Source organism: Neolewinella marina (assembly GCF_002631205.1).
GTDB classification, from domain to species: Bacteria; Bacteroidota; Bacteroidia; order Chitinophagales; family Saprospiraceae; genus Neolewinella; species Neolewinella marina.
Genome location: NZ_PDLO01000001.1, coordinates 245,319 through 264,862 on the forward strand (window position 1 = coordinate 245,319; position 19,544 = coordinate 264,862).

Annotated in this window: 18 protein-coding genes and 2 tRNA genes; 7 read left to right on the plus strand and 13 right to left on the minus strand. The window is 61.4% G+C overall.

Features of this window, described 5'->3' with window-relative positions:
* Positions 1 to 16 precede the first annotated feature (16 nt).
* The 3 genes from ilvB to CGL56_RS01000 form a co-directional block, all read right to left on the minus strand.
* Positions 17 to 1,780 (minus strand): biosynthetic-type acetolactate synthase large subunit, encoded by a 1,764-nt coding sequence (gene ilvB / locus CGL56_RS00990; protein WP_099104635.1) that lies wholly within the window; start codon positions 1,778 to 1,780, stop codon positions 17 to 19.
* A gap of 21 nt (positions 1,781 to 1,801) precedes the next feature.
* Positions 1,802 to 3,484 (minus strand): dihydroxy-acid dehydratase, encoded by a 1,683-nt coding sequence (gene ilvD / locus CGL56_RS00995; RefSeq protein WP_099104636.1) that lies wholly within the window; start codon positions 3,482 to 3,484, stop codon positions 1,802 to 1,804.
* A 121-nt stretch (positions 3,485 to 3,605) separates the two neighbouring features.
* The gene (locus tag CGL56_RS01000) at positions 3,606 to 4,268 is read right to left on the minus strand and encodes a hypothetical protein (protein WP_143470567.1); all 663 of its coding nucleotides are present in this window, start codon (positions 4,266 to 4,268) and stop codon (positions 3,606 to 3,608) included.
* 154 nt (positions 4,269 to 4,422) lie between these two features.
* Here CGL56_RS01000 and CGL56_RS01005 point away from each other — a divergent pair, with 154 nt between their 5' ends.
* Both CGL56_RS01005 and CGL56_RS01010 read left to right on the plus strand, forming a co-directional pair.
* A complete protein-coding gene (locus CGL56_RS01005) occupies positions 4,423 to 5,499 on the plus strand; it encodes a metallophosphoesterase (protein WP_167641528.1) in 1,077 nt (358 codons plus the stop codon).
* A 1-nt stretch (position 5,500) separates the two neighbouring features.
* Complete coding sequence (locus tag CGL56_RS01010) at positions 5,501 to 6,466, plus strand: hypothetical protein (protein ID WP_099104639.1); 966 nt, start codon at positions 5,501 to 5,503, stop codon at positions 6,464 to 6,466.
* Between the two features lie 4 nt (positions 6,467 to 6,470).
* On the opposite strand, the gene CGL56_RS01015 is transcribed toward CGL56_RS01010, so the two are convergent.
* From CGL56_RS01015 to CGL56_RS01025, 3 genes are read right to left on the minus strand one after another with little or no spacing between them, the layout of a single operon-like run.
* On the minus strand, positions 6,471 to 7,139 hold the full coding sequence (locus CGL56_RS01015; protein ID WP_099104640.1) for a DUF4159 domain-containing protein: 669 nt from the start codon (positions 7,137 to 7,139) through the stop codon (positions 6,471 to 6,473).
* Positions 7,140 to 7,153: 14 nt separating this feature from the next.
* Positions 7,154 to 7,876 carry an RsmE family RNA methyltransferase gene (locus CGL56_RS01020; protein WP_099104641.1) on the minus strand — a complete coding sequence of 241 codons (723 nt, stop codon included), beginning with the start codon at positions 7,874 to 7,876 and terminating at the stop codon, positions 7,154 to 7,156.
* A gap of 8 nt (positions 7,877 to 7,884) precedes the next feature.
* A complete protein-coding gene (locus CGL56_RS01025; protein WP_099104642.1) occupies positions 7,885 to 8,133 on the minus strand; it encodes a NifU family protein in 249 nt (82 codons plus the stop codon).
* Between the two features lie 187 nt (positions 8,134 to 8,320).
* On the opposite strand from CGL56_RS01025, the gene CGL56_RS01030 reads away from it, so the two are divergent.
* From CGL56_RS01030 to CGL56_RS01045, 4 genes are all read left to right on the plus strand, one after another.
* Entirely contained in the window at positions 8,321 to 9,067 is a 747-nt protein-coding gene (locus tag CGL56_RS01030) for a GLPGLI family protein (RefSeq protein ID WP_099104643.1), read from the plus strand.
* 26 nt (positions 9,068 to 9,093) lie between these two features.
* A complete protein-coding gene (locus CGL56_RS01035) occupies positions 9,094 to 11,799 on the plus strand; it encodes a carboxypeptidase regulatory-like domain-containing protein (protein ID WP_099104644.1) in 2,706 nt (901 codons plus the stop codon).
* 103 nt (positions 11,800 to 11,902) lie between these two features.
* A tRNA-Gly gene (locus CGL56_RS01040) sits at positions 11,903 to 11,975 on the plus strand.
* A 330-nt stretch (positions 11,976 to 12,305) separates the two neighbouring features.
* The gene (locus tag CGL56_RS01045) at positions 12,306 to 13,610 is read left to right on the plus strand and encodes a hypothetical protein (RefSeq protein WP_099104645.1); all 1,305 of its coding nucleotides are present in this window, start codon (positions 12,306 to 12,308) and stop codon (positions 13,608 to 13,610) included.
* Here the strand turns inward: CGL56_RS01045 and CGL56_RS01050 are convergent.
* The gene (locus CGL56_RS01050) at positions 13,597 to 13,980 is read right to left on the minus strand and encodes a hypothetical protein (protein WP_099104646.1); all 384 of its coding nucleotides are present in this window, start codon (positions 13,978 to 13,980) and stop codon (positions 13,597 to 13,599) included. The genes CGL56_RS01045 and CGL56_RS01050 overlap by 14 nt on opposite strands.
* A gap of 141 nt (positions 13,981 to 14,121) precedes the next feature.
* On the opposite strand from CGL56_RS01050, the gene CGL56_RS01055 reads away from it, so the two are divergent.
* Entirely contained in the window at positions 14,122 to 14,838 is a 717-nt protein-coding gene (locus CGL56_RS01055) for a membrane or secreted protein (RefSeq protein ID WP_099104647.1), read from the plus strand.
* 16 nt (positions 14,839 to 14,854) lie between these two features.
* Here the strand turns inward: CGL56_RS01055 and CGL56_RS01060 are convergent, their stop codons facing one another.
* From CGL56_RS01060 to CGL56_RS01085, 6 genes are all read right to left on the minus strand, one after another.
* Complete coding sequence (locus CGL56_RS01060) at positions 14,855 to 15,835, minus strand: T9SS type A sorting domain-containing protein (protein WP_099104648.1); 981 nt, start codon at positions 15,833 to 15,835, stop codon at positions 14,855 to 14,857.
* 139 nt (positions 15,836 to 15,974) lie between these two features.
* Positions 15,975 to 16,046: transfer RNA gene (locus tag CGL56_RS01065), tRNA-Arg, on the minus strand.
* A gap of 38 nt (positions 16,047 to 16,084) precedes the next feature.
* Positions 16,085 to 16,633: a peptide-methionine (R)-S-oxide reductase MsrB gene (gene msrB, locus CGL56_RS01070; protein WP_099104649.1), complete on the minus strand. Its 549-nt coding sequence runs from the start codon at positions 16,631 to 16,633 to the stop codon at positions 16,085 to 16,087.
* A 61-nt stretch (positions 16,634 to 16,694) separates the two neighbouring features.
* Positions 16,695 to 17,810, minus strand: a complete 1,116-nt coding sequence (locus tag CGL56_RS01075) for a glycerate kinase family protein (protein WP_099104650.1) — start codon at positions 17,808 to 17,810, stop codon at positions 16,695 to 16,697.
* A gap of 12 nt (positions 17,811 to 17,822) precedes the next feature.
* Entirely contained in the window at positions 17,823 to 18,557 is a 735-nt protein-coding gene (locus CGL56_RS01080) for a 3-keto-disaccharide hydrolase (RefSeq protein ID WP_099104651.1), read from the minus strand.
* A 51-nt stretch (positions 18,558 to 18,608) separates the two neighbouring features.
* Positions 18,609 to 19,544 carry a ribonuclease Z gene (locus tag CGL56_RS01085; protein ID WP_099104652.1) on the minus strand — a complete coding sequence of 312 codons (936 nt, stop codon included), beginning with the start codon at positions 19,542 to 19,544 and terminating at the stop codon, positions 18,609 to 18,611.

Here is a 19,544-nt window from a genome sequence, read left to right on the forward strand (position 1 = left end):
GACATGGGCGGTGCGACTAGCGGAGATCCTCGGGACCGAGGATGACCTCACTGATGGATTTGCCGCTGGGGACCATGGGGAAGACGTTGTCCTCCTTCACGGTATGGAAGTGCAGCAGGTAAGGGCCCTCATGGGCCAGCATTTCGGCAATGGCTCCGGGAACCTCGGCGGGATCGCTCACCGACCGTCCCGCAACCCCAAAGCCCCGGGCGATGGTGACGAAATCGGGGTTCTGCAGTTCCACTGAGCTGTACCGCCGCTTGTGGAACAGCTCCTGCCACTGCCTTACCATGCCCAGGTAGTTGTTGTCCAGCAACACGATCTTCACCCCTACGTTCCACTGGGCGCAGAGGCCAAGCTCCTGGAGGGTCATTTGGAAGCCACCGTCGCCAATGAAGGCCACGACCTGGCGGGAGGGGTCGGCGTATTTGGCCCCGAAGGCCGCCGGGAGGCCGTAGCCCATGGTGCCCGCCCCGCCCGAGCTCACCCACTGGTCGTGCCCCTTGTATTCGTAGTAGCGGGCGGCCATCATCTGGTGCTGGCCTACGTCGGTGGCTACGATGGCGCGGCCGTCGGTTTGCCGGCTGACCTCCCGGATGACCTGTCCCATACGGATCTGTCCGTCGGCGGTTGGGGCGATAGCCTCGACGATTACGCGCTGGCTTTCGATCTCGGCGCAGTTGCGGAAGCGGGCCACCCATTCGGGATAGGTCTTGTGGTCCAGCATCGGGAGCAGCTTTTCCAGCACCTCGCGGGCATCACCGAGGACGGGAGCGACAGCTTTGACGTTCTTGTTCAGCTCGGCGGGATCCACCTCGATGTGGACCACCTGGGCGTTGGGCAGGTACTGGTCGAGCCGCCCCGTCACCCGGTCATCGAAGCGCATGCCAATGGCGATGACGACGTCGGCTTCATTCTGCAGCAGGTTCGGCCCGTAGTTGCCGTGCATGCCCAGCATCCCCGTGAACAAGGGGTGATCGTTGGGAATGGTGGACAGTCCGTGGCAGGTGACCCCTACCGGAATGCCGGTGTGGTCGACAAAGCGACGGAAAATCTCCTGAGCGTGGGCGATGTGAATGCCATGGCCCGCCAGGATCATCGGCTGTTTGGCACCGTTGATGAGGTCGGCCGCCGCGCGGAGCTCCCGCGCCTTGGGTTTGTTGTAGGGGACGTAGCTACGGATGGGCAACTCCTCCGGGTAGAAGAAGTCGACCATTGCCAACTGGGCATCCTTGGTGATATCGACCACCACGGGGCCGGGGCGCCCGCTGTTGGCGATGAAGAAGGCTTTCTTCAGTACCCAGCCGATCTCTTCCGGCCGCGTGATCTGGTAGTTCCACTTCGTGACTGGAATGGTGCTGTTGACCACGTCCACCTCCTGGAATGCATCGCTGCCGAGCAGGAAGCTCGGTACTTGACCCGTAATGGCCACGATGGGCAGACTGTCCAGCTGGGCGTCGCACAGGCCGGTGATCAGGTTGGTAGCGCCGGGCCCGGAAGTGGCCATGCACACCCCGGTACTCCGCTTGATGCGGGCGTAGCCCTCGGCGGCGTGGATGGCCCCCTGCTCGTGGCGCGGCAGGATGTGGGTGATCTGGTCCTCGAAGTCGATCAGGGCGTCATACACGGGCATGATGGCCCCGCCGGGGTAGCCGAAGATCGTATCCACCCCCTCATTGACCAAACACTGCAGCAGGGCGTGGGCGCCGCTGAGGCGCTGGGTAGCGGGTGCGGTGGCGGCGGGCCGTTTGGAAGACAGGGTTTTGGTCAATTGAGACATAGGATGATAATTTAGGTGGGACTAGCGATCAGTTACGCAGCCCTCTGATGCACTACTTACTAAGCGGGCGTACTTTTTCAGCACGCCGAAGGTGGCCTTCTCGGCCGGGGCTTTCCAGGCCGCGCGGCGGGCCTGGATGATTTCCTCGTCGACTTCCAGGTTCAGGACGTTGTTGTCGGCGTCGATGTTGATGATGTCGCCGTCTTCCACCAGCGACAGCGGACCTCCCACCTGGGCTTCGGGGCTGATGTGACCGACCACGAATCCGTGGGTGCCTCCGCTGAAGCGGCCGTCGGTGATCAGGGCGACCTTTTTACCAAGGCCCTGCCCCATGATCTCACTCGTGGGCTTGAGCATTTCCGGCATGCCCGGTCCGCCCTTCGGACCGCAGTAGCGTATTACTACAACGTCTCCCGGCTGTATTTCGCGGCGCCCGATGGCGGCGTTGGCCTCGGCCTCGGAATCGAACACCCGGGCGGGCCCCATGAAGTGGGTTCCTTCCTTGCCGGTAATCTTGGCAACGCTTCCCTCGGGGGCCAGGTTGCCGTAGAGGATCTGCAGGTGGCCACTGGACTTCACCGGCTGGTCAAAGGGATGGATGATCTGCTGCCCCTCGCGGAGGCTCTCGGCTTCGATGAGGTTCTCGGCCAGGGTCTTTCCGGTCACCGTAAGGCAATCGCCGTGCAGCATGCCACGCACCAGCAGCTCCTTCATTACGGCGGGTACGCCACCGACATAGTATAGATCTTCCATGACGTACTTGCCACTCGGTTTGAGGTCTGCCAAGAAGGGGGTGCGGTCGCTGATGCGCTGGAAGTCGTCGATGGTGATGTCCACGCCGGCGCTGCGGGCGATGGCCAGGAGGTGGAGAACAGCATTGGTACTGCCGCCCAGGACAGTGAGGGTTACGATGGCGTTCTCGAAGGCCTCGCGGGTGAGGATATCCAGGGGCTTGATGTCGTGCTTCAGCAGATTGAGCATGAAGTTGCCCACCCGTGCAGTGTCGGCGCGCTTGTCGGGGTGGTTGGCCGGGATGCTGCTGTTGTACGGCAGGGCAAGTCCCATGGCCTCAATGGCGGTGGCCATGGTATTGGCGGTGTACATACCCCCACAGGCTCCGGAGCCGGGACAGGCGTGGCGGATAACTCCCGCGTATTGCTCCTGGTCAACCTGGCCGGTGCGGTACTTGCCCAGCACCTCGAAGGCGGACACGACGTCCAGCTTCTCCTCCTTGTAGCAACCGGGGCTGATGGTACCCCCGTACACCAGGATGGCGGGGCGGTTGAGGCGGCACAGGGCGATCATGGCGCCGGGCATGTTCTTGTCGCAGCCTACCACCGTCACCAGCCCATCGTACCACTGGGCGCCGGCTACCGTCTCGATGCTGTCCGCGATCACGTCGCGGCTGGGCAGGCTGTACCGCATGCCGTCGGTCCCCATACTCATCCCGTCGCTCACGCCGATCGTGTGGTAGATCAGGCCCAGCAGCTCGCTTTCCTCATTGACCCCGGCCTTGACTTCCGCGGCCAGGTCGTTGAGGTGCATATTGCAGGGATTGCCTTCCCAGCCGGTGCTCACGATTCCTACCTGGGCCTTGTCCATATCGGCGTCGGTCAGGCCGATGCCGTACAGCATGGCCCGGGCGGCGGGTTGCTCGGGGTTATTGGTGAGGTTTCGGCTGTATTGGTTAAGTGGTCGGATCATAGATGGCGAATAGATAAAAAGCCGCACCCCGGCACGGGAAGCGGCTTATCGCACTAAGATAACCGGGGGGAATACGCGCACTGAAATCGCGATTTCCCAGAATTACGATGTCCGGCAGGGGCTAGTATCGCCGCTTGTCGAGCCGGAAGGTGGCCTGTACCCCGAGTTGGTAGGTAAGAAGGCGGCCTTCGGAGGGTGACACACCCCCCTCTGCGTTCGGGAAATCCACGCCATCAAAGTCGCCCAGGTGGTAGCGCAGGGAGGCCAGTGGCGTCAGGGTAAGCAGGTTGCTGAGGCCGATATCCAGCCCCAGACCACCGCCGAGGGTTGCGGTAGTTGCCGCTCCCCGGAAAAGTCCATCCGCGGTTTCCACTTCGTGACGGGCCACGCCGGGGGCCAACTGCAAGAAGAACCCCTTTTGCAGCTGCGGTCCCTGTTTGCCGAAGGTGGGGCAGTCGCAGTCCGTACTCAGGTCAAAAACGTAAATATTGGTCTTGAACTGGAACCCATAGGTGCGCCAGTCGACTTCACTTTCATTCAGGCCGTAGTACACGGTTGGCTGAAATTCAATACGTTGCTTCGGCAACCGGAACCAGTAGTTCAAGGCTACCTCCGTGCCGTCCTCATACCCCAGCGGGTGTACTTCCGCGGGGCCATTTTCCCGGGACAGGGTGGCGTCATTGAAGTTCCGGAAGACGCTCACCCCCACCTGAGCGGTAAGCGCGGAGGCGAAGAGCATGGACGTGACAAGGAGGAGAATGTATCGGGGGGCGGGGGTAGTCATTTTCAGGGAACGAGTAGTTGATGGGGTAAATTGTACGGCTGTTCGGGGGGCGTGCGGCACCCGCGTCCGCGCCGGCTTAGGATGGCCTTAACGACAGAAAGACAACCTACTGTCCCCGGGGGGGGTTAACTTTGAAGCAACTCAATCGAAATTTTTGTTCGCCCTCCTACTTTCAACCCTCCTGTCTTTTTCGGTAGATTCCCTTCCGCCGGACGGACCTTACCTCTTCTACGAGAGCGATTCTCTCGTGGCGCGGTGGGCGAATACCGAGGAGCGGACAACGGGCACCGTGGTTTTCCGACCCGACAATTTCTCGGAGCTGCCCCAGTTCGCATCCTTTGAGCCGGAATTTGTCGACCCCAACCGGAGCTTCATTCCCGCTACTACGGCCCACTACACCGGCGTCAGCAAGATCGCCGCGATCAGCGACATCCACGGGCAGTTCGAGACCGGCCGCAAGTTGCTGATGGCCAACGGCATCATCGACAAGTCCTCCAACTGGTCGTTCGGCGACGGCCACCTCGTCATCGTAGGCGACATTTTCGACCGCGGCGACCAGGTCACCGAGTTGCTGTGGTTGATCTACAAGCTCGAAAAACAGGCCGAACGGGCCGGGGGACGGGTGCACTTCCTGCTTGGCAACCACGAAACTATGATCCTGGAGGGGGACGAGCGCTACCTCAACGCCCGCTACCGGACTACCAGCGGACTCATCGGAGAATTCTACAAGGACCTCTATGGCCCCGACACCTACCTCGGCCGCTGGCTCCGCAGCCTGCCCCTGGTCGTAAATATTAACGGTACGGTGTTCATACACGGCGGCCTGAGCCGCAGTGTCGTCCGGGAAGTCCGCAGCATCGACCAGATCAACGAGTTGTACCGGGAGTACCTGATCGATGCCCAGGACCTTTCGACCATCACCGATCAGAATGCACGCCTGGAAATGCTCTACGGCAGGGGCGGTCCCTTGTGGTACCGCGGCTACTTCAGCCGGGGAGAGTTTTCCGAGCAGGACCTGAATTTTGTCCTCCGCAAGATCAACGCCAAGGGCATTGTGGTAGGCCACACCAGCTTTACGGCGGTGAGCAGCTACTACGACAACCGGCTGATTGCCGTGGATTCCAGCATCAAATTCGGCAGCGTCGGGGAGGTTTTAATTATCGAAAATGGGGCGTATTTTAGGGGAACCATCAGCGGAGAACGAATTCCGCTGAAGGCTTCGACTAAATAAGATGTTACTCACCACCCTGTTGTTGTTGCTGGGGGCGGCCCTAGCCGCTCAGCCGTCCCTGTTTGACGCCCTGCACGCCAATCAGGACACCGCCGTGTTCACCCTTACCACGGAATGGAAACCCTTGATGCGCCGCAAGAAGGACAAGGTCTACCAGCCGGTCGCCCTTTCCATCAATGGCAACACCCTGCCGGGCAAGATCCGCACCCGGGGCCACATGCGGCTGGAGGTATGCTACTACCCTTCTCTGAAAGTAAAGCTCGACGAAAACATCTTAACCGACCTGGGCTACAGCCCGTTGAACGAACTGAAGATCGTCATCCAGTGCAACAGCAAGTCACTGGGCGAGTCCTACCTCCGCCGGGAAAAGCTGATGTACGACTTGCACGCCATCGTGAGCGATTTTTATCACCGAACGGTCCCGATCAGCCTGGTTACGCCGGAAAGCGACACCATCCAGGGCTTCCTGGTCGAGAGCGAGCAGCAGCTCGAAGCCCGCTACGGCGCCAGAATCGTGGACCACGACAACGTCAGCACCCGCTCCCTCGACCGGGAAGCCTATTTAAACATGTGCCTGTTTAACTACTTCATTCTGAACACCGACTGGAGCGTATACAACCGGCACAATGTAGAATGCATACTGCCCTCGGGCGCTACCTCCTACGTTCCCATTCCCTACGATTTCGATTACAGCGGGCTGGTGGGTACCCACTACGCCGTACCCCACGAATCGATGGATCTCCTTTCCGTACACCACCCGAAGTTCCTGGGCCGGGGGATCACCCTTGAAGAGATCAGCACCGTCGCGGACAACTTTCTGGCCCACGGGCCGGAGTTGCGGGCGGCGGTGGAAGCCTACCCGGAGCTGGACCGTCGGCGGCGGAAGTACATTCTCGACCGACTCGATGATTTTCTGGAGGAACTGGCGGATGAAAAAGCCCTGGCGGATTTGGCCGGGTCGCGATAATCGCCTACTGTTTAAAGGCGAATTCGATCACGTTGGCCCCCATCTGCAGGGCGGCGGCCCGGATCTCGGGAGGATCGTTGTGGACGGATTCATCCTCCCAACCGTCGCCCAGGTCGCTGCTGTAGGAGTAGAAGCATACCAGCCGGTCTTCCCAGAAAAGCCCGTAACCCCGGGCCGGCTCGCCGTCGTGCTCGTGGATCTTGGGCACCCCTCCGCTGAAGGAGTAGGTCTGGTGGTAGATCGGGTGGTCAAAGGGCAGTTCCACGAAGGAGACCTCGGGAAAAACCTGCTGCATCGCTACGCGGACATAGGGGTCCATGCCGTAGTTGTCGTCGATATGTAGGAATCCACCTCCAATGAGGTAGTTGCGCAGGTTTTCTGCTTCAGCGGAAGAAAAGACCACGTTGCCGTGGCCGGTCATGTGCACCCAGGGGTAGTTGAAGAGCTCGGCGCTGCCCACGTCAACGGTTCCGTAGTCCAGGGCGAAGTCGGTCCCCAGGGCCCGGTTGCAGAAGGCGGCCAGGTTGGGCAGGGCGGTAGGGTTCGCGTACCAGTCGCCGCCCCCGTTGTACTTCAGCAGGCCGAGTTGGAGTCGGGCGGCGGAATTCGCGGGTGCCGGGGCGGTGGCTGAGGCCAGCAAAGCCAGGCCGAGAAGCAGGAGGAGGGTACGCATGCCAGGGTAACGCATCAGGAGGGGGGCTGGATTATGCCCCAGTTGGCGGATTCCACCGTATGCACGGCGGCCAGGGCGGCCGTTTCGGTGCGCAGGCGGTGGGGACCCAGGCTGACGTAACGGAAATCCCGGTCGCGGGCCGCCGCCGCTTCCTCCGCGCTGAACCCGCCCTCGGGGCCGATGGCGACTACGCAGTCGTGGCCGGGCCGGACGGCAGCCGAAAGCAGGGGCGCTTCCTCATCGCCCAGGTAAGCCAGGTAGCGGTCGCCACTTACTGCTTCCCCCAGGGCTTCCTCCCAGTCGATCAGTTCCCCCAGGGTGGGCAACCAGGCCCGCAAGCTCTGCTTCATGGCCGACTGCAACACCCGCTCCAGGCGGTCGGCCCGCAGCCGCTGCCGCTCGGAATGCTCGGTAATCATGGGTTGGATATGGTCCACTCCGATTTCGGTGGCCTTCTCGAGTATCCACTCGAAGCGGTCGATACTCTTCGTCGGGGCCACCATCAAGGTTAGGGCGTGGCCGGCCCGGCGGTCTTCCCTGCGCAGCAGTTTGACGTCGAGCACGCACTCCCGCTTGTTGATGTTGACGACCCGGCCGCGGAACCAGCCGCCCCGTCCGTCGACCAGGTCGAGCTCATCCCCTACCCGCTTGCGCAGAACGCGAATGGCGTGGCGGGCCTCCTCCTCGGCGAGGTGGTGGACGCCCTCCTGGAGATCGGGGTCGTAAAAAAGCTGCAAGGGATACTTTAATTGATGGCCACTACCCCGTTGATCTGGGGGAGTTTACTCTTGATGGCCTGTTCGACGCCGGCCTTCATCGTCATGGCGGTCATGGAGCAGCCGTGGCAGGCCCCTAGCCATTTGATCTCGACGATGCGGTTGTCGCTCACGTTCACGACCTCGATGTTCCCCCCGTCGATGGCCAGGTGGGGCCGTACCTCATTGAGGGCCGCGTCTACGCGGGTGATCAGGCTACTTCTTTCCTCGGGCGTCATACGTTGGGGTTTGGCACGCTAAGTAAACAACGCAAAGCTAGGTTTTAGTTGTCATTGCACCGTCCGCAAGCCGTAGAGCCACCCAACCGAGTGATCGGCTCCAGCGGCCGGATGGTAGATTTGACCGCGGCCGGGCCGCCCCGGACCGGCTTTTCCCTTTACTTTATGAATCATCATAACCTGCCCGATGCTCCGTTTATTTCTGCTTAGCCTGGCCTTTTACCTCGTTTGCGGCACCTGCGCCCGCGCCCAAATCACCCACGGGACGATCGACTACCTCGAACACCGGGAGTTCCCCCTGTGGGACGGCATGTCGCTCGAACAGAAAAAGCGGATGGAGGAAATGAAGGCCCAGGGGGCCTTTGACCGGAAGGGACGCCTCACCTTTAACCAGGACGCCTTCAGCTACCAGCAACTGGAACAGGAAAACCCACCCGAAGGCCGCCGCCGCTGGTGGGGAGACCAGACCGAAAACCCCGACGTCTACTACACCAATATGGCGGACAGCACCGTAGCCGACCAGCGGCGGATCATGGACCGCACCTTCCTGATGCAGGACCGCTGGGTGGTGCCCGAGTGGGAAATACCGGCCAATCAGCGCGCCAACATGGCCTATACCCTGCCCAGCAAACTGGCCTTCGCCGTGTCCGCCGAAGGAGATACCCTGACGGCCTATTTCACCGAATCCATTCCGTTGGGAATTGGCCCCCACGGCTACGGCGGCTTGCCCGGGGCCATCGTCTACCTGAAAGTCGAGAACGAAGGGATGTATACAGAGTACACCCTGCAAACCATGCAACCCAATCCCGCGGACCTCCAGCTTGCAAGACCCACCGAGGGCGATGCGATCAGCCGCGAGAAATTCTTTGAGGTAGCCGAAAAACGCCGCGAGGTGATGGAACGCCGTCGCCGGGGCTGGGAACGCCGCAACTGACCCATCACCCCCCAGAACACCCAGTAATGAAACGTATCTATTTCCTCCTTCTCCCTTTCCTGCTGCTGTCCGCCGGCCTGGTCGCCCAGTCGGAAATCAGCGCTACGGTAGTCGACACCACCGGCACCACCTTGCCGGGGGCCAATGCCATCCTGCTGCGGGCGTCCGACTCCCTGCTCACCTCGTTTGGCACCACGGACGACAAGGGCGTGTTCCTGATGCAGAAGGTCCCGGCCGGGGACTACATCCTGCGGGTGAGTTTTCTCGGATTTGAGCGTCCCGACCAGCCGCTTACTGTGGATGCATCGGACCAGTACCTCGGACTGGGTGATCTACGGATGTACCCGGCTGGTTTCCAGCTCAGCGGGGTGGAGGTGACGGCCGACCGCATCCCCATTCGCATGAAGGGCGATACCATGCTCTACGACGCCGCGGCCTTTGCCGTCGGGGAAAACGCCAAGGTGGAGGACCTGCTGCGGCGGTTGCCGGGGATGAGCATCGACGCCAGCGGCCAGCTGACCTGGCGGGGCAAACCGGTGCAGGAGGTGATGATCAATGGCAAACCCTTCTTCGCCGGCAACGCTACCCTGGTCACCCAGAACCTGGACGCAAAGGCCCTGAAGAACGTCGAAGTCTTCGACCAGAAATCAGACGATGAGGAAATTACCGGGGTGGACGATGGGGAAGAGAATACGACCGTCAACCTGGAAATGAAGGAAGAATTCAAGGCCAAGATCTTCGGAGAAGTCTACGCCGGCGGCGGACAGGCGGCCGGCGACGATGACCCCCGCTACGACGCCGGCGGCAAGGTTTTCCGCATCAGCGACGCCACCCAGATCGGAGTGTTGGGTACGATCAACAACGTTAACCGCGTCGGTTTCAGCGGTGATGAGATCATGAACTTCAACCGCAGTTCCGGCCGCGGGCGGGGAATGAACTCCGGTAATACCGGCCTGCCCTACTACGACGGAGGACAGGCACCCGGGCAGAACCGCAGTATCGCTACCGGGGTGAACTTTGGAAAAACGGTTGGCAAGCACGGTCAGCTGACCATGGATTACACCCTCTTCGAACGACAGCAGACCCAGCTGGTAACCGAACGCCAGGCCTTTACCCGTACGGACAACGAACGGATCATCCGCTCCGACCAAACCGATGCCACCACCAACTACAGCCACGGCGTCAACGTGGAATACGAGCAGGAGATCGATACCATCTCCCGCCTGCGGTTCAACGGCAGTGGCTACCTGAGCGGCAACGACAGCCGCGCCCTGGCCTCCACCACCGTTACCAGCGACGGCACTACCGCCAGCCCCTACACCGTGGAGGAATGGACCGATGGGTACAACCCGGGGGGCAGCGCCTCCCTGCGGTACAACCGGCGGCTGGGCAACAAGCGGGGGAGAACGTTCGGCGCCTCCACTTCCGTCGACTACCAGACCGATCAGACCGACCTGGAAGTCCTCGTAGCCGGACTCGACGAGGAGGGCGGTAGTGGCCTTCCCCTGGCCGGCAGCCTGCAGAACGGATTCCAGGTACAGGACCGGCGCACCAACTCCCTCAGTTACGACGGTGAGCTGCGCTACGACGAACCGCTATCGGACAAGCTGGTCCTGGAAACCGAAGTCGGCTATAGCTTCGACGAGGACGAAGGTGATTACCGCTTTCGCCTGGACGAGGCGGTTACCACCAACCTCCTCACCCGCGGATGGACGAGCTACCGCGGCGGTACCGACCTCTCGTACCGCTTCGGCCAGGGCAACAACCTGCAGGTGGGAGCCGAGGTGCAACGCAACGAACTGCAGATCAGCGGCGACACCGCCCGACTGTCGGCCTTCACCTACCTGCTGCCTAACGTTAACTTCCGGATGCGCAAGGGCAAGACCTTTATGCGGCTGAATTACCGGGCCGATGTGCAGTCGCCCAGCGTCAGCCAGTTGCAGACCATCGCCCGCCCTTCGGTTACCGGACGGGTGTCGGTGGGCAACCCCGACCTGGACCCCGCCACCCAACACCGGCTCAGCGGCAACCTATGGTTCAACGACCAGTTCCGCGCCATCAGCCTCAACGGTTACGCCAGTCTGAACTACACCGACAACGCCTTCGGCAACAGCCTCACCTTCACCCCCAGCCAGCAGATCTACCAGACGATCAACGTGAGCCACGCCTGGGGCTCCACCGTCTACGCCGGGTCTACCATCGGCATGGCTTTCATGAACGGCGAACTGCGGACCAACCTGAGCAGCAACCGCAGTATCGGACAGGGATTCGTCGACGGGGTAGCCCGCACCAACACCTCGGCCAACAACAGCGGCACGGTGGACCTGACCACCGAGTTCAACGAACAGTCCTTCCTGCGCGCCGGCTACACCTACGCCCGCAGCGTAAACAGCTTCGACGACGGGGAAACGGCCGACATCGTGACCATCACCCACGACATCGTGACCCAGTTTGAGTTGGAAGTGAGTGAAAAATGGCGGTTCGAGAGCCGCTTCCTCTACCGCATCTTCGAGGCGGCCTCCTTCGCCGACGCGGCCAACATCCCCGACCTCCAGGCGAGCATCGAGATCCGACCGTTCAAGAAGGCACGCCACTACTTCGTACTGCGGGGGCGGGACCTGCTGAACCAGAACACCATCATCAACCGCCAGGCCCAGGCCTTCGTCACCTCGGAAACCATCAGTAATGGCCTGGGGCGCTACTTCCTGGCCACCTTCCACTACCAGCTGTAAAGAAGAATTTCAAAGTTTTTTCCTGTAGGCTTGCACAGATGAAAATGGTGGCCCTATATTTGCAGCGCTTTAGAAATAAAGCATGGCTGAGCAGCCAGCAGACGCGGATGTAGCTCAGTTGGTAGAGCGCAACCTTGCCAAGGTTGAGGTCGCCGGTTCGAACCTGGTCATCCGCTCGAACGTGACGAAGCCGCTTCTCTCCGGAGAAGCGGCTTTTGTCGTTTATACCCGTTACGAAGTGGTTTAGGCGTTCATCTCTAGTTCTCTCCGCCCAGCTCTTCGTTAGGAAGCCTCGCCGACACTCAGGTGTCGCCTACGTTTCCCGCCTTGATCTGAACGGAGATAACTGCGACCTGAATCTTCAACTCAGAGCCGAGGGCGATCAGCGAAGCTAAACCGTTCGTGCCGGGTATATTGCGTCTTCATCCAACTTCGGACCCATCCCCACTCCCGGCCGCCGCACCGTTGTCTTCCTCGTCCTCGCCGCCGGCGGGCTGCTGTGGACCATGAACCTGCTGTACAACCGGCCGCTGTTCATCGACGAAGCCAACGTAGCCCGCAACCTTTTTGACCGCGGCTATGGAGATCTGTTCCGGCCGCTCGACCACGCCCAGTACGCTCCCCCACTCTATCTGGTGTTGGCCAAATTGCTGGGTGAGCTCTTCGGCTACACAGAACTGCCGCTGCGGTTGCCGGCCTTCCTGGGCGGGCTGCTTGCGGCGGGTGGACTCTACCTGGCGGGCCGCCGCCTCCACCTCGGCTACTTCACCGCCCTGCCCCTGCTCCTCCTGTTCGTCAACCCCACGGTACTGCGGTACGTCACGGAGCTGAAACCCTACGGTCTCGACCTGGGTATTGCCACTCTGCTGTTGGCCGGTGCCCTGCATACGCCTCCCCGCCTCCATGGCAGACTATTGTGGTATTGGATTCTTGCGGGCAGCCTCGCACCCTGGATTTCCCTGCCGGCCGTGTTCATCCTGGCCGCGGTAGGCCTGCGGGGGCTGTACCATGACCGGCGGTGGGCTTTCCCCATCGTTGGTTGGTTACTCTCCTTTGGCATACTGTACGTATTGGTCCTGGCCCCTTCGGTCGGCAGTGGCTACCTGAATTCCTTCCACCAGGATTACTTCCTGCCCTGGCCGGACAGCCTGGAGGACCTGCGGCGGTGGGGCGGCATCGGCTTTATTTTGCTGCGACTGGGATTCGGGCTTACGGCGGTGGCTCTGGCCTGGGGTCTATTGCTTTTGGTGGCCGCCTGGATCCCGCGCCCGCGCCATGCCTGGCTGTTGCTGCCGCTGCTGATCGTGCTGGGGGTATCCTCCTTCGGCTATTACAGCCTTATCGAGCGGCTTATGTTATTCGTCCTGCCCGGGATCTGGCTGTTCGTGGCCGTGGGGGCGCGGCGGTTGTGGCGGAGCAGCCCCAAGCTGGGGCGGGTGTTCCTCCTGCTCGCGACGGTGGTGGCCCTGGATGGCAGCCACAGTCTCCGGCATTTTTATTCGCCCGTGAGGTTCAGCGACGGGCGGCGCTTGGCGGATGTTGCCCGGGGCACGACCTACCGGGTGCACCCCCTGGCCGCGCCGGTAGTCGATTATTACCTGAGGATTCACCCCGGAGGTGGTACGGGCGGCACGGAAAAACCCTACGGAGGACTGGCAGCGGGGGAAGAAAATTGGCTGTATGACGTACTGACGGCCCCGCGACCGAATTACGATCTCAAACAGGACAGCGCCCGGGCGGCGGAGCGCGGATGCCAGGTCAATGCGGAGGCCCTTTACCGGGCGAAAGTGCTGCGGATTAAATGTCCCTGACGGAATTCCGGTCGGTGACCACTTCCACCAGTTCGCGCAGGAACTGGACCTGACCCGGCGTAAGGTGGCTCTTCAGGGCCTCCTTGACGGTCAGGAAGGTACCGGACTCGATTTCCTTGAGCCGTTCTTTCAGCTCACCGGCATCTTCGTAGAGCATCTGTTTCAGGCTCGGGATCTCGTGCCAGTCGCCTTCTACCGCTACGGCTTCCTCGCGGTCGTCGGCCGGTTCCAGCTCAATGAGGTCGGGGCTGTCCATGTTCAGGTCACCACCCGGGAGACCCCACTGCTCGGACTGCTGCGTTAGGAAGACTTCAAGGCCCCGCTCCCGAAAACGATAGATGATGAGGCGGGCTTTTTTGCGTAGTCCCATAAGATTGGTGATAATAGATAGCCGGATGTAGCTTTGGTGCGCGACCGGTACACCTTAAATAACGGTAGCACCATTATTGTTTGGCCGTAAAGATACAACGAAGCCCGTCCGGACGCCGTTTTGAGTCTACAAACTACCACTATGAAGTATTTCCTGTTTCTACTACTGCTAAGCGTCTGCCCACTGTTCGCCCAGACCAGCAACGCCACCCTGGAAGGGGCCTGGCAATCCGGCTTCCCGGGCGAGGACGGCGCCACCAACCAGTTGTCCATGATCATCCAGGACGGCTACTTCGTCATGACGGCCTACAATCAGGAAAATAACTCCTTCATCGCCACCCTGGGCGGTCACTACGAAATCGCCGGCGATACCTTCCGCGTCACTTACGAATGGGACTCTTCCTCCCCAGCCAACGTCGGCACTACCCGCAGTATGCCCTATCTGCTTAACGGCAGCCTGCTGGTGTTTAACAACGACAAGGTTTGGCAGCGGGTCGACGACGGTTCTGGCCCCCTGGCCGGAGCCTGGCAGATCACCGGACGCAAGCGCGATGGAGAGATGACCCGCCGGGAGCCCACCGGTCCGCGCCGTACCATGAAAATCCTGTCCGGCAGCCGCTTCCAGTGGATCGCCTACAACACCGATACCGCTGAAATGCTGGGCACCGGCGGGGGCAGCTACACCGCCGAGGAGCCGAAGTACATTGAAAAGATCGAGTTTTTCAGCCGCGACCCGAGCCGCGTGGGTGCCCAACTCAGTTTCGACTTCAAGATCCGGAATAACGAGTGGCACCATATGGGCCTGAGCAGCAAGGGCGACCCCATTTACGAAACCTGGGGACACCGGCCGCAGCAGTAGCCGGAGACGGAGGCTGCTAGTCCTGCACCAGTAATCGCTGGGTATTTCCATCCGAATTCACTCCGAGGGCGCGCACCAGGTACATGCCCCGGGGCAGGGCCTGGAGGTCAATACCCTGGCGGGCCTGTTCGGGAGTGTAGGTTCCTATCCGCTGCCCGCTGACCTGGTAAAGTTCTACGGAGGTCGCCACTGCAGGAACGGCCAGGCGTACCTGGTGGGTAGCCGGGTTGGGATATACGTGGAGCTGCTGGGCGGATTCGGCTGCAGGGACAAAAATCATATTACTGTAGCTGAAGGCCCCGGAGTAGTCGTCCTGCCGGATCCGGTAATATGCCCCAGTGAGTGGCCAGTCATGAACCACCGAATAGTGCACCTCAGCAGAGGAACCATCGCCCTGTACCGCCACCTCGGTTACGGCTTCAAAACCATTACCGGAATCGGCCTCTACCGTGTAGCCACTCACGTCGACCTGGTCGGCTACCGACCAATCCAATCCCAGTCGGTCACCCGATTGGCGGTAGGTGAGTTCCCGCGTCCAGGTTACGGGGAAGGCGGCATCGGCAATAATATTGATGGTAATGATGTCGGTCTGAAATTTGCCACTGGCGCCCACCGGCCGGGTGTACACCAGTTCTATGTTGCCTACGGCCAGCAAGTCTACCTCGATGCCAAAGTCTCCCGGGGGCAGGGGAGTCGGTGGAATAACCAGACCCGCTTGTATAGGAACGACTGTGGGTGGGCCCTCCAGCGTGGGATAAATGGCCAGTTCGGCAAGGGTGCCCTCCCCGGTGGCGCTTTGCACCCCGAGGGTAGCTATATTCGGGCTGGGGATCTTAACGCATCCGGAGTAGATTTCGCCGACTTCAACCGTAGTATTGAAGTTGCTGAAAAAACTCTGGATGGCCTTCCCGTTTTCGGTAAGACAGGGATTTTGTGCTGTACCGATAAGCGGAAGCAGCATCAGCACGAGGCTGAAACAGGTAAAGGTGCGTTTCATGATCAGGTAGTTAGACGAATGGAGACAAAAACAACGGCGGCATACCGCAGAAAAAACTGTTAATTTCTCCTGCCGGCATACTATGCCTTGTAAATGCAGAAACTACCCGAATGTTCGGCCATTACTACCTGAACAATAGTAGCCCCAGCAAGACTCGAACTTGCATTTTCGGTTTAGGAAACCAACGTTCTATCCCTTGAACTATGGGGCTGATTCCCGACGGAGGTAGTCGGGCCGGCAAATATACGTTTACAGATCGGCTTCCGGTACAAAATTGAGCGCCGCGCCATTGATGCAATACCGCAGCCCCGTGGGGTCCGGGCCATCAGGAAACACGTGCCCCTGGTGGCCGCCGCAGCGGGCGCAGCTGACTTCAACGCGCTCCATGCCGTAGCGCCGGTCCACGTCCTGCTGGACGTATGCTGAATTGATCGGTTCGTAAAAGCTTGGCCACCCCGTTCCGGATTCGAACTTGGTGCTGCTGCTGAAGAGGGGCAGGCCACAGGCCCGGCAGGCGAATACCCCGGCTGCCTTTACGTCGTTCAGGGGACTGCTGAAGCTCGGCTCGGTACCGTCTTCCCACAGAATATGATATTCCTGGTCGGTCAGAATATTCTTCCAGTATTCCGTGGTGGTATCCATCCGCTCCACCTCCCCTTCCCGGGCGGGCGGATCGTAGCGGTATTCCGGCAGGTTTGGGGTTACCCCGGCGGCTTCATCTCCATTGGTGACGGGCGTTTGGGAAGTGGAATTACAGGCCAGGACAAAGAGCAGGGCCAGGGAAAACAGAATGCGCATCGGTGCAGATTTACCCTTACAACGTCCGCGCCGGGGCGGGGGGTTCAACTGGACAGGCAGTCTAACCGACGGGCAGGTCGTTGCGGGAACGGAGGTAGCGCCCCACCATCTCCTCGAGCAGCTCGGCGGCGCGTTCCATACATTCTGAAGGTGGCGCACCGCTGTCCTGGTCCAGGGCGAGCAGGGCTTCGGCTCCCAGCGCTTCGGCCGTCAGTTCCGAGGTCCCGCAAACGGCCACGGTAGGTCGGCCCTGCCGCAGTACACCGGCCACCACTTTGCCGTGCAGGGTCTGGGCGTCCACCTTTCCTTCGCCGGTAATGACCAGGTCGGCCTCCCGGGCCATCCGGTCGAAATCAACCGCCCGGAATAATCCTTCGACGCCGCTGCCCAGAATGGCCCCGAGAAAGGCCACGGCACCCGCCCCCAGGCCACCGGCGGCTCCGGCCCCGGGAAGGTGGCGGACGTCGGTACCCAATTGCTGCTGGATACAGTCGGCAAAGTGGGCCAGGTTGCTTTCCAGCAGGGGGAGTTCGGCCGCCTGGGCACCCTTCTGGGGGGCGTAGGTGTAGGTTGCCCCCTGGGGCCCGAGCAGGGGATTGTCTACGTCGCACAGGGCGGTGATGCGCGCCTGGGCCAGGCCCGGATGCTTCCCCGTTGCATCGATGGTGGCTACGTAACGAAGGCTATCGGCCATGGGCACGAAATCGTAGCCCTCCTTGCTGATGAAGCGGTAACCCAGGGCCGCGGCCATGCCGGCGCCGCAATCGCTGGTGGAGCTGCCCCCGAGCAACAGGGTGACGTCGGTGGCTCCCCGGGCCAGGGCATCGTCGATCAGGGTGCCCACCCCTACCGTAGTGGTGTGCTTCGGGTGGCGGCGGGGTGCGGGCACCAGGTGCAGGCCACAAGCCTTGGCCGACTCGATCACCGCCCGGCCACCGCCGAGCAGGTATTCCACCTCAATCGGCCGGCGCAGCGGTCCGGACACCGTTAGCCTGCGACGCTTCAGTCCCGGTTGCCGGGCCAGCAGGGCCAGACTCCCCTCTCCCCCGTCGGCCAGGGGCTGCACCATGATCCGGGCAGCGGGCCAGGCCGCCCGCACGCCCCGGGCGATGGCGCGTGCGGCGGCTTCGGCCGTCAGGCTTCCTTTGAACTTATCGGGGCAGACGAGGACATTCACGGGTAAGGAGGATTAAAGCTCCCGCACCCAGATGTTGCGGTAGGCTACTTTGTTGCTGTGGTCCTGCAGCTTGATCACGTCGTCGCCGTGGGCAACGTAGTGGGGCAGGCCGATGTATTCGGTGGGGCCCTTGATCTCGAAGTGGTTCTGGACAACTACTCCATTCATGAGAACGGTAACGTAGGCCGGGCGAGTCAGCATACCGTCCTTGTTGAAGTGGGGGGCGTTGTAGATGATGTCGTAGCTCTGCCACTCACCCTGCGGCTTGAGGGCGTTGACCAGGGGCGGGGTTTGCTTGTAGATCGAGCCGGCCTGACCGTTGGTGTAGGTGTCGCTCCCCTCACTCTCCAGTACCTGCACTTCGTAGCGGTTCTGGAGGAAGATGCCGCTGTTGCCGCGCTGCTGCCCCTGCTTGTCGGGCTCGGCGGGCGATTTCCACTCTACGTGGAGCTGCATGTCACCGAATTTGCGCCGCGTGGCAATGTCTCCGGTGCCGGGGTTGACGACCAGCGCGTTGCCCTCGCTGGTCCACTTGGCCGGGCCTCCGTCCTTGACACTCACCCACTCACTTGCGTCGGCACCTTCACCCAGCAGGATGATGGCGTCGGCGGGTGCCTCGCCCAACTGGCTGCCGGGCTTCACTTTTGGCGGAACGGGCTCGTAGAATTCCGTCGCCTTGGGGTCGGTGATTTGTCCCTGACAGGCCAGGGTAAAACAGCTGAAAAGGAGTAAAAAGGTATGGCGCATAATTGACGTTGTTGAGCTGCCCAAGGTAGCATTTACCCGCCAAATCCCGCCCTAATTGCCCCGACGTCCGCTGTAAGGAATTACGAAACGATAGAGGTCTCGCGCCGCGGTGGTTCGGGCAAAGACCTCCCGGGCCTCCCGCTCGTGCTGCTCCACGTCGCGGTAGCGGGCGCTGAAGTGACCGAGAATCAGGTGCCCCGCCGAGGCATCACGGGCCACCAATGCGGCCTGATGGGCGGTGGAATGCCCTTTCTCGGCAGCCTCCGCGGCCAGGTCATGGAGAAAGGTAGCCTCGTGGTATAGCAGGTCCACCCCCCGTACGTAAGCGCTGAGTTCGGGAAAATAGGCCGTATCCGAGCAGTAGGCGTAGGAACGGGGCGCGGGCGCGGGTGCCGTGAGCTCAGCGTGGGGAATCCGCTGGCCCTCCGCACTGATAAAGTCACCCCCGGCCTTGATGTCGGGAATGGCCTCGACGGGAATAGCGAACCGCTCCAGTTGATCCTTCAGGATGGTGTCCGGGCGCGATTTCTCCCGGATGAGGTAGCCGTTGGTCGGAATGCGGTGCCGCAGGGGAAAGGCCAGCACCTCCAGATCGGCCATTTCGGCCACTACCGAACGGGCCGAGGCGGCGTGTTCGACAAACTCCAGCCCGAAGGGCAGGGCGTACCGATCGAGGTCCAGCAGGTGGGTTAGCTTGGCCCGCAGTCCCGGCGGACTGATGATGCGCAGGGGGGCGGTCCGCCCCGTCAGGGCCAAGGTGGTCAGCAAGCCCGGCAAACCGAAGTAGTGATCGCCGTGCAGGTGGGTGATGAGGATAAGGCCGATCCGCCCCACTCCGGCACCCGCAGATTGCAGTTGCAGCTGGGTACCTTCCCCGCAATCGATAAGGATGTCCGCCGCCTCACTCTCCAGCAGATGAGCGGAAGCGTGGCGGTCCGCAGTCGGGACCGCCCCGTTTGATCCGAGAATGGTGACGGCGAAGCGCAA

Excerpts from the sequence above, each read along its gene's own strand:
- ilvB (WP_099104635.1), bottom strand. The coding sequence starts at position 1,780 with ATGTCTCAATTGACCAAAACCCTGTCTTCCAAACGGCCCGCCGCCACC.
- ilvD (WP_099104636.1), bottom strand. The coding sequence starts at position 3,484 with ATGATCCGACCACTTAACCAATACAGCCGAAACCTCACCAATAACCCC.
- CGL56_RS01000 (WP_143470567.1), bottom strand. The coding sequence starts at position 4,268 with ATGACTACCCCCGCCCCCCGATACATTCTCCTCCTTGTCACGTCCATG.
- CGL56_RS01010 (WP_099104639.1), top strand. The coding sequence starts at position 5,501 with ATGTTACTCACCACCCTGTTGTTGTTGCTGGGGGCGGCCCTAGCCGCT.
- CGL56_RS01015 (WP_099104640.1), bottom strand. The coding sequence starts at position 7,139 with ATGCGTACCCTCCTCCTGCTTCTCGGCCTGGCTTTGCTGGCCTCAGCC.
- CGL56_RS01025 (WP_099104642.1), bottom strand. The coding sequence starts at position 8,133 with ATGACGCCCGAGGAAAGAAGTAGCCTGATCACCCGCGTAGACGCGGCC.
- CGL56_RS01030 (WP_099104643.1), top strand. The coding sequence starts at position 8,321 with ATGCTCCGTTTATTTCTGCTTAGCCTGGCCTTTTACCTCGTTTGCGGC.
- CGL56_RS01035 (WP_099104644.1), top strand. The coding sequence starts at position 9,094 with ATGAAACGTATCTATTTCCTCCTTCTCCCTTTCCTGCTGCTGTCCGCC.
- CGL56_RS01045 (WP_099104645.1), top strand. The coding sequence starts at position 12,306 with ATGAACCTGCTGTACAACCGGCCGCTGTTCATCGACGAAGCCAACGTA.
- CGL56_RS01050 (WP_099104646.1), bottom strand. The coding sequence starts at position 13,980 with ATGGGACTACGCAAAAAAGCCCGCCTCATCATCTATCGTTTTCGGGAG.
- CGL56_RS01055 (WP_099104647.1), top strand. The coding sequence starts at position 14,122 with ATGAAGTATTTCCTGTTTCTACTACTGCTAAGCGTCTGCCCACTGTTC.
- CGL56_RS01060 (WP_099104648.1), bottom strand. The coding sequence starts at position 15,835 with ATGAAACGCACCTTTACCTGTTTCAGCCTCGTGCTGATGCTGCTTCCG.
- msrB (WP_099104649.1), bottom strand. The coding sequence starts at position 16,633 with ATGCGCATTCTGTTTTCCCTGGCCCTGCTCTTTGTCCTGGCCTGTAAT.
- CGL56_RS01080 (WP_099104651.1), bottom strand. The coding sequence starts at position 18,557 with ATGCGCCATACCTTTTTACTCCTTTTCAGCTGTTTTACCCTGGCCTGT.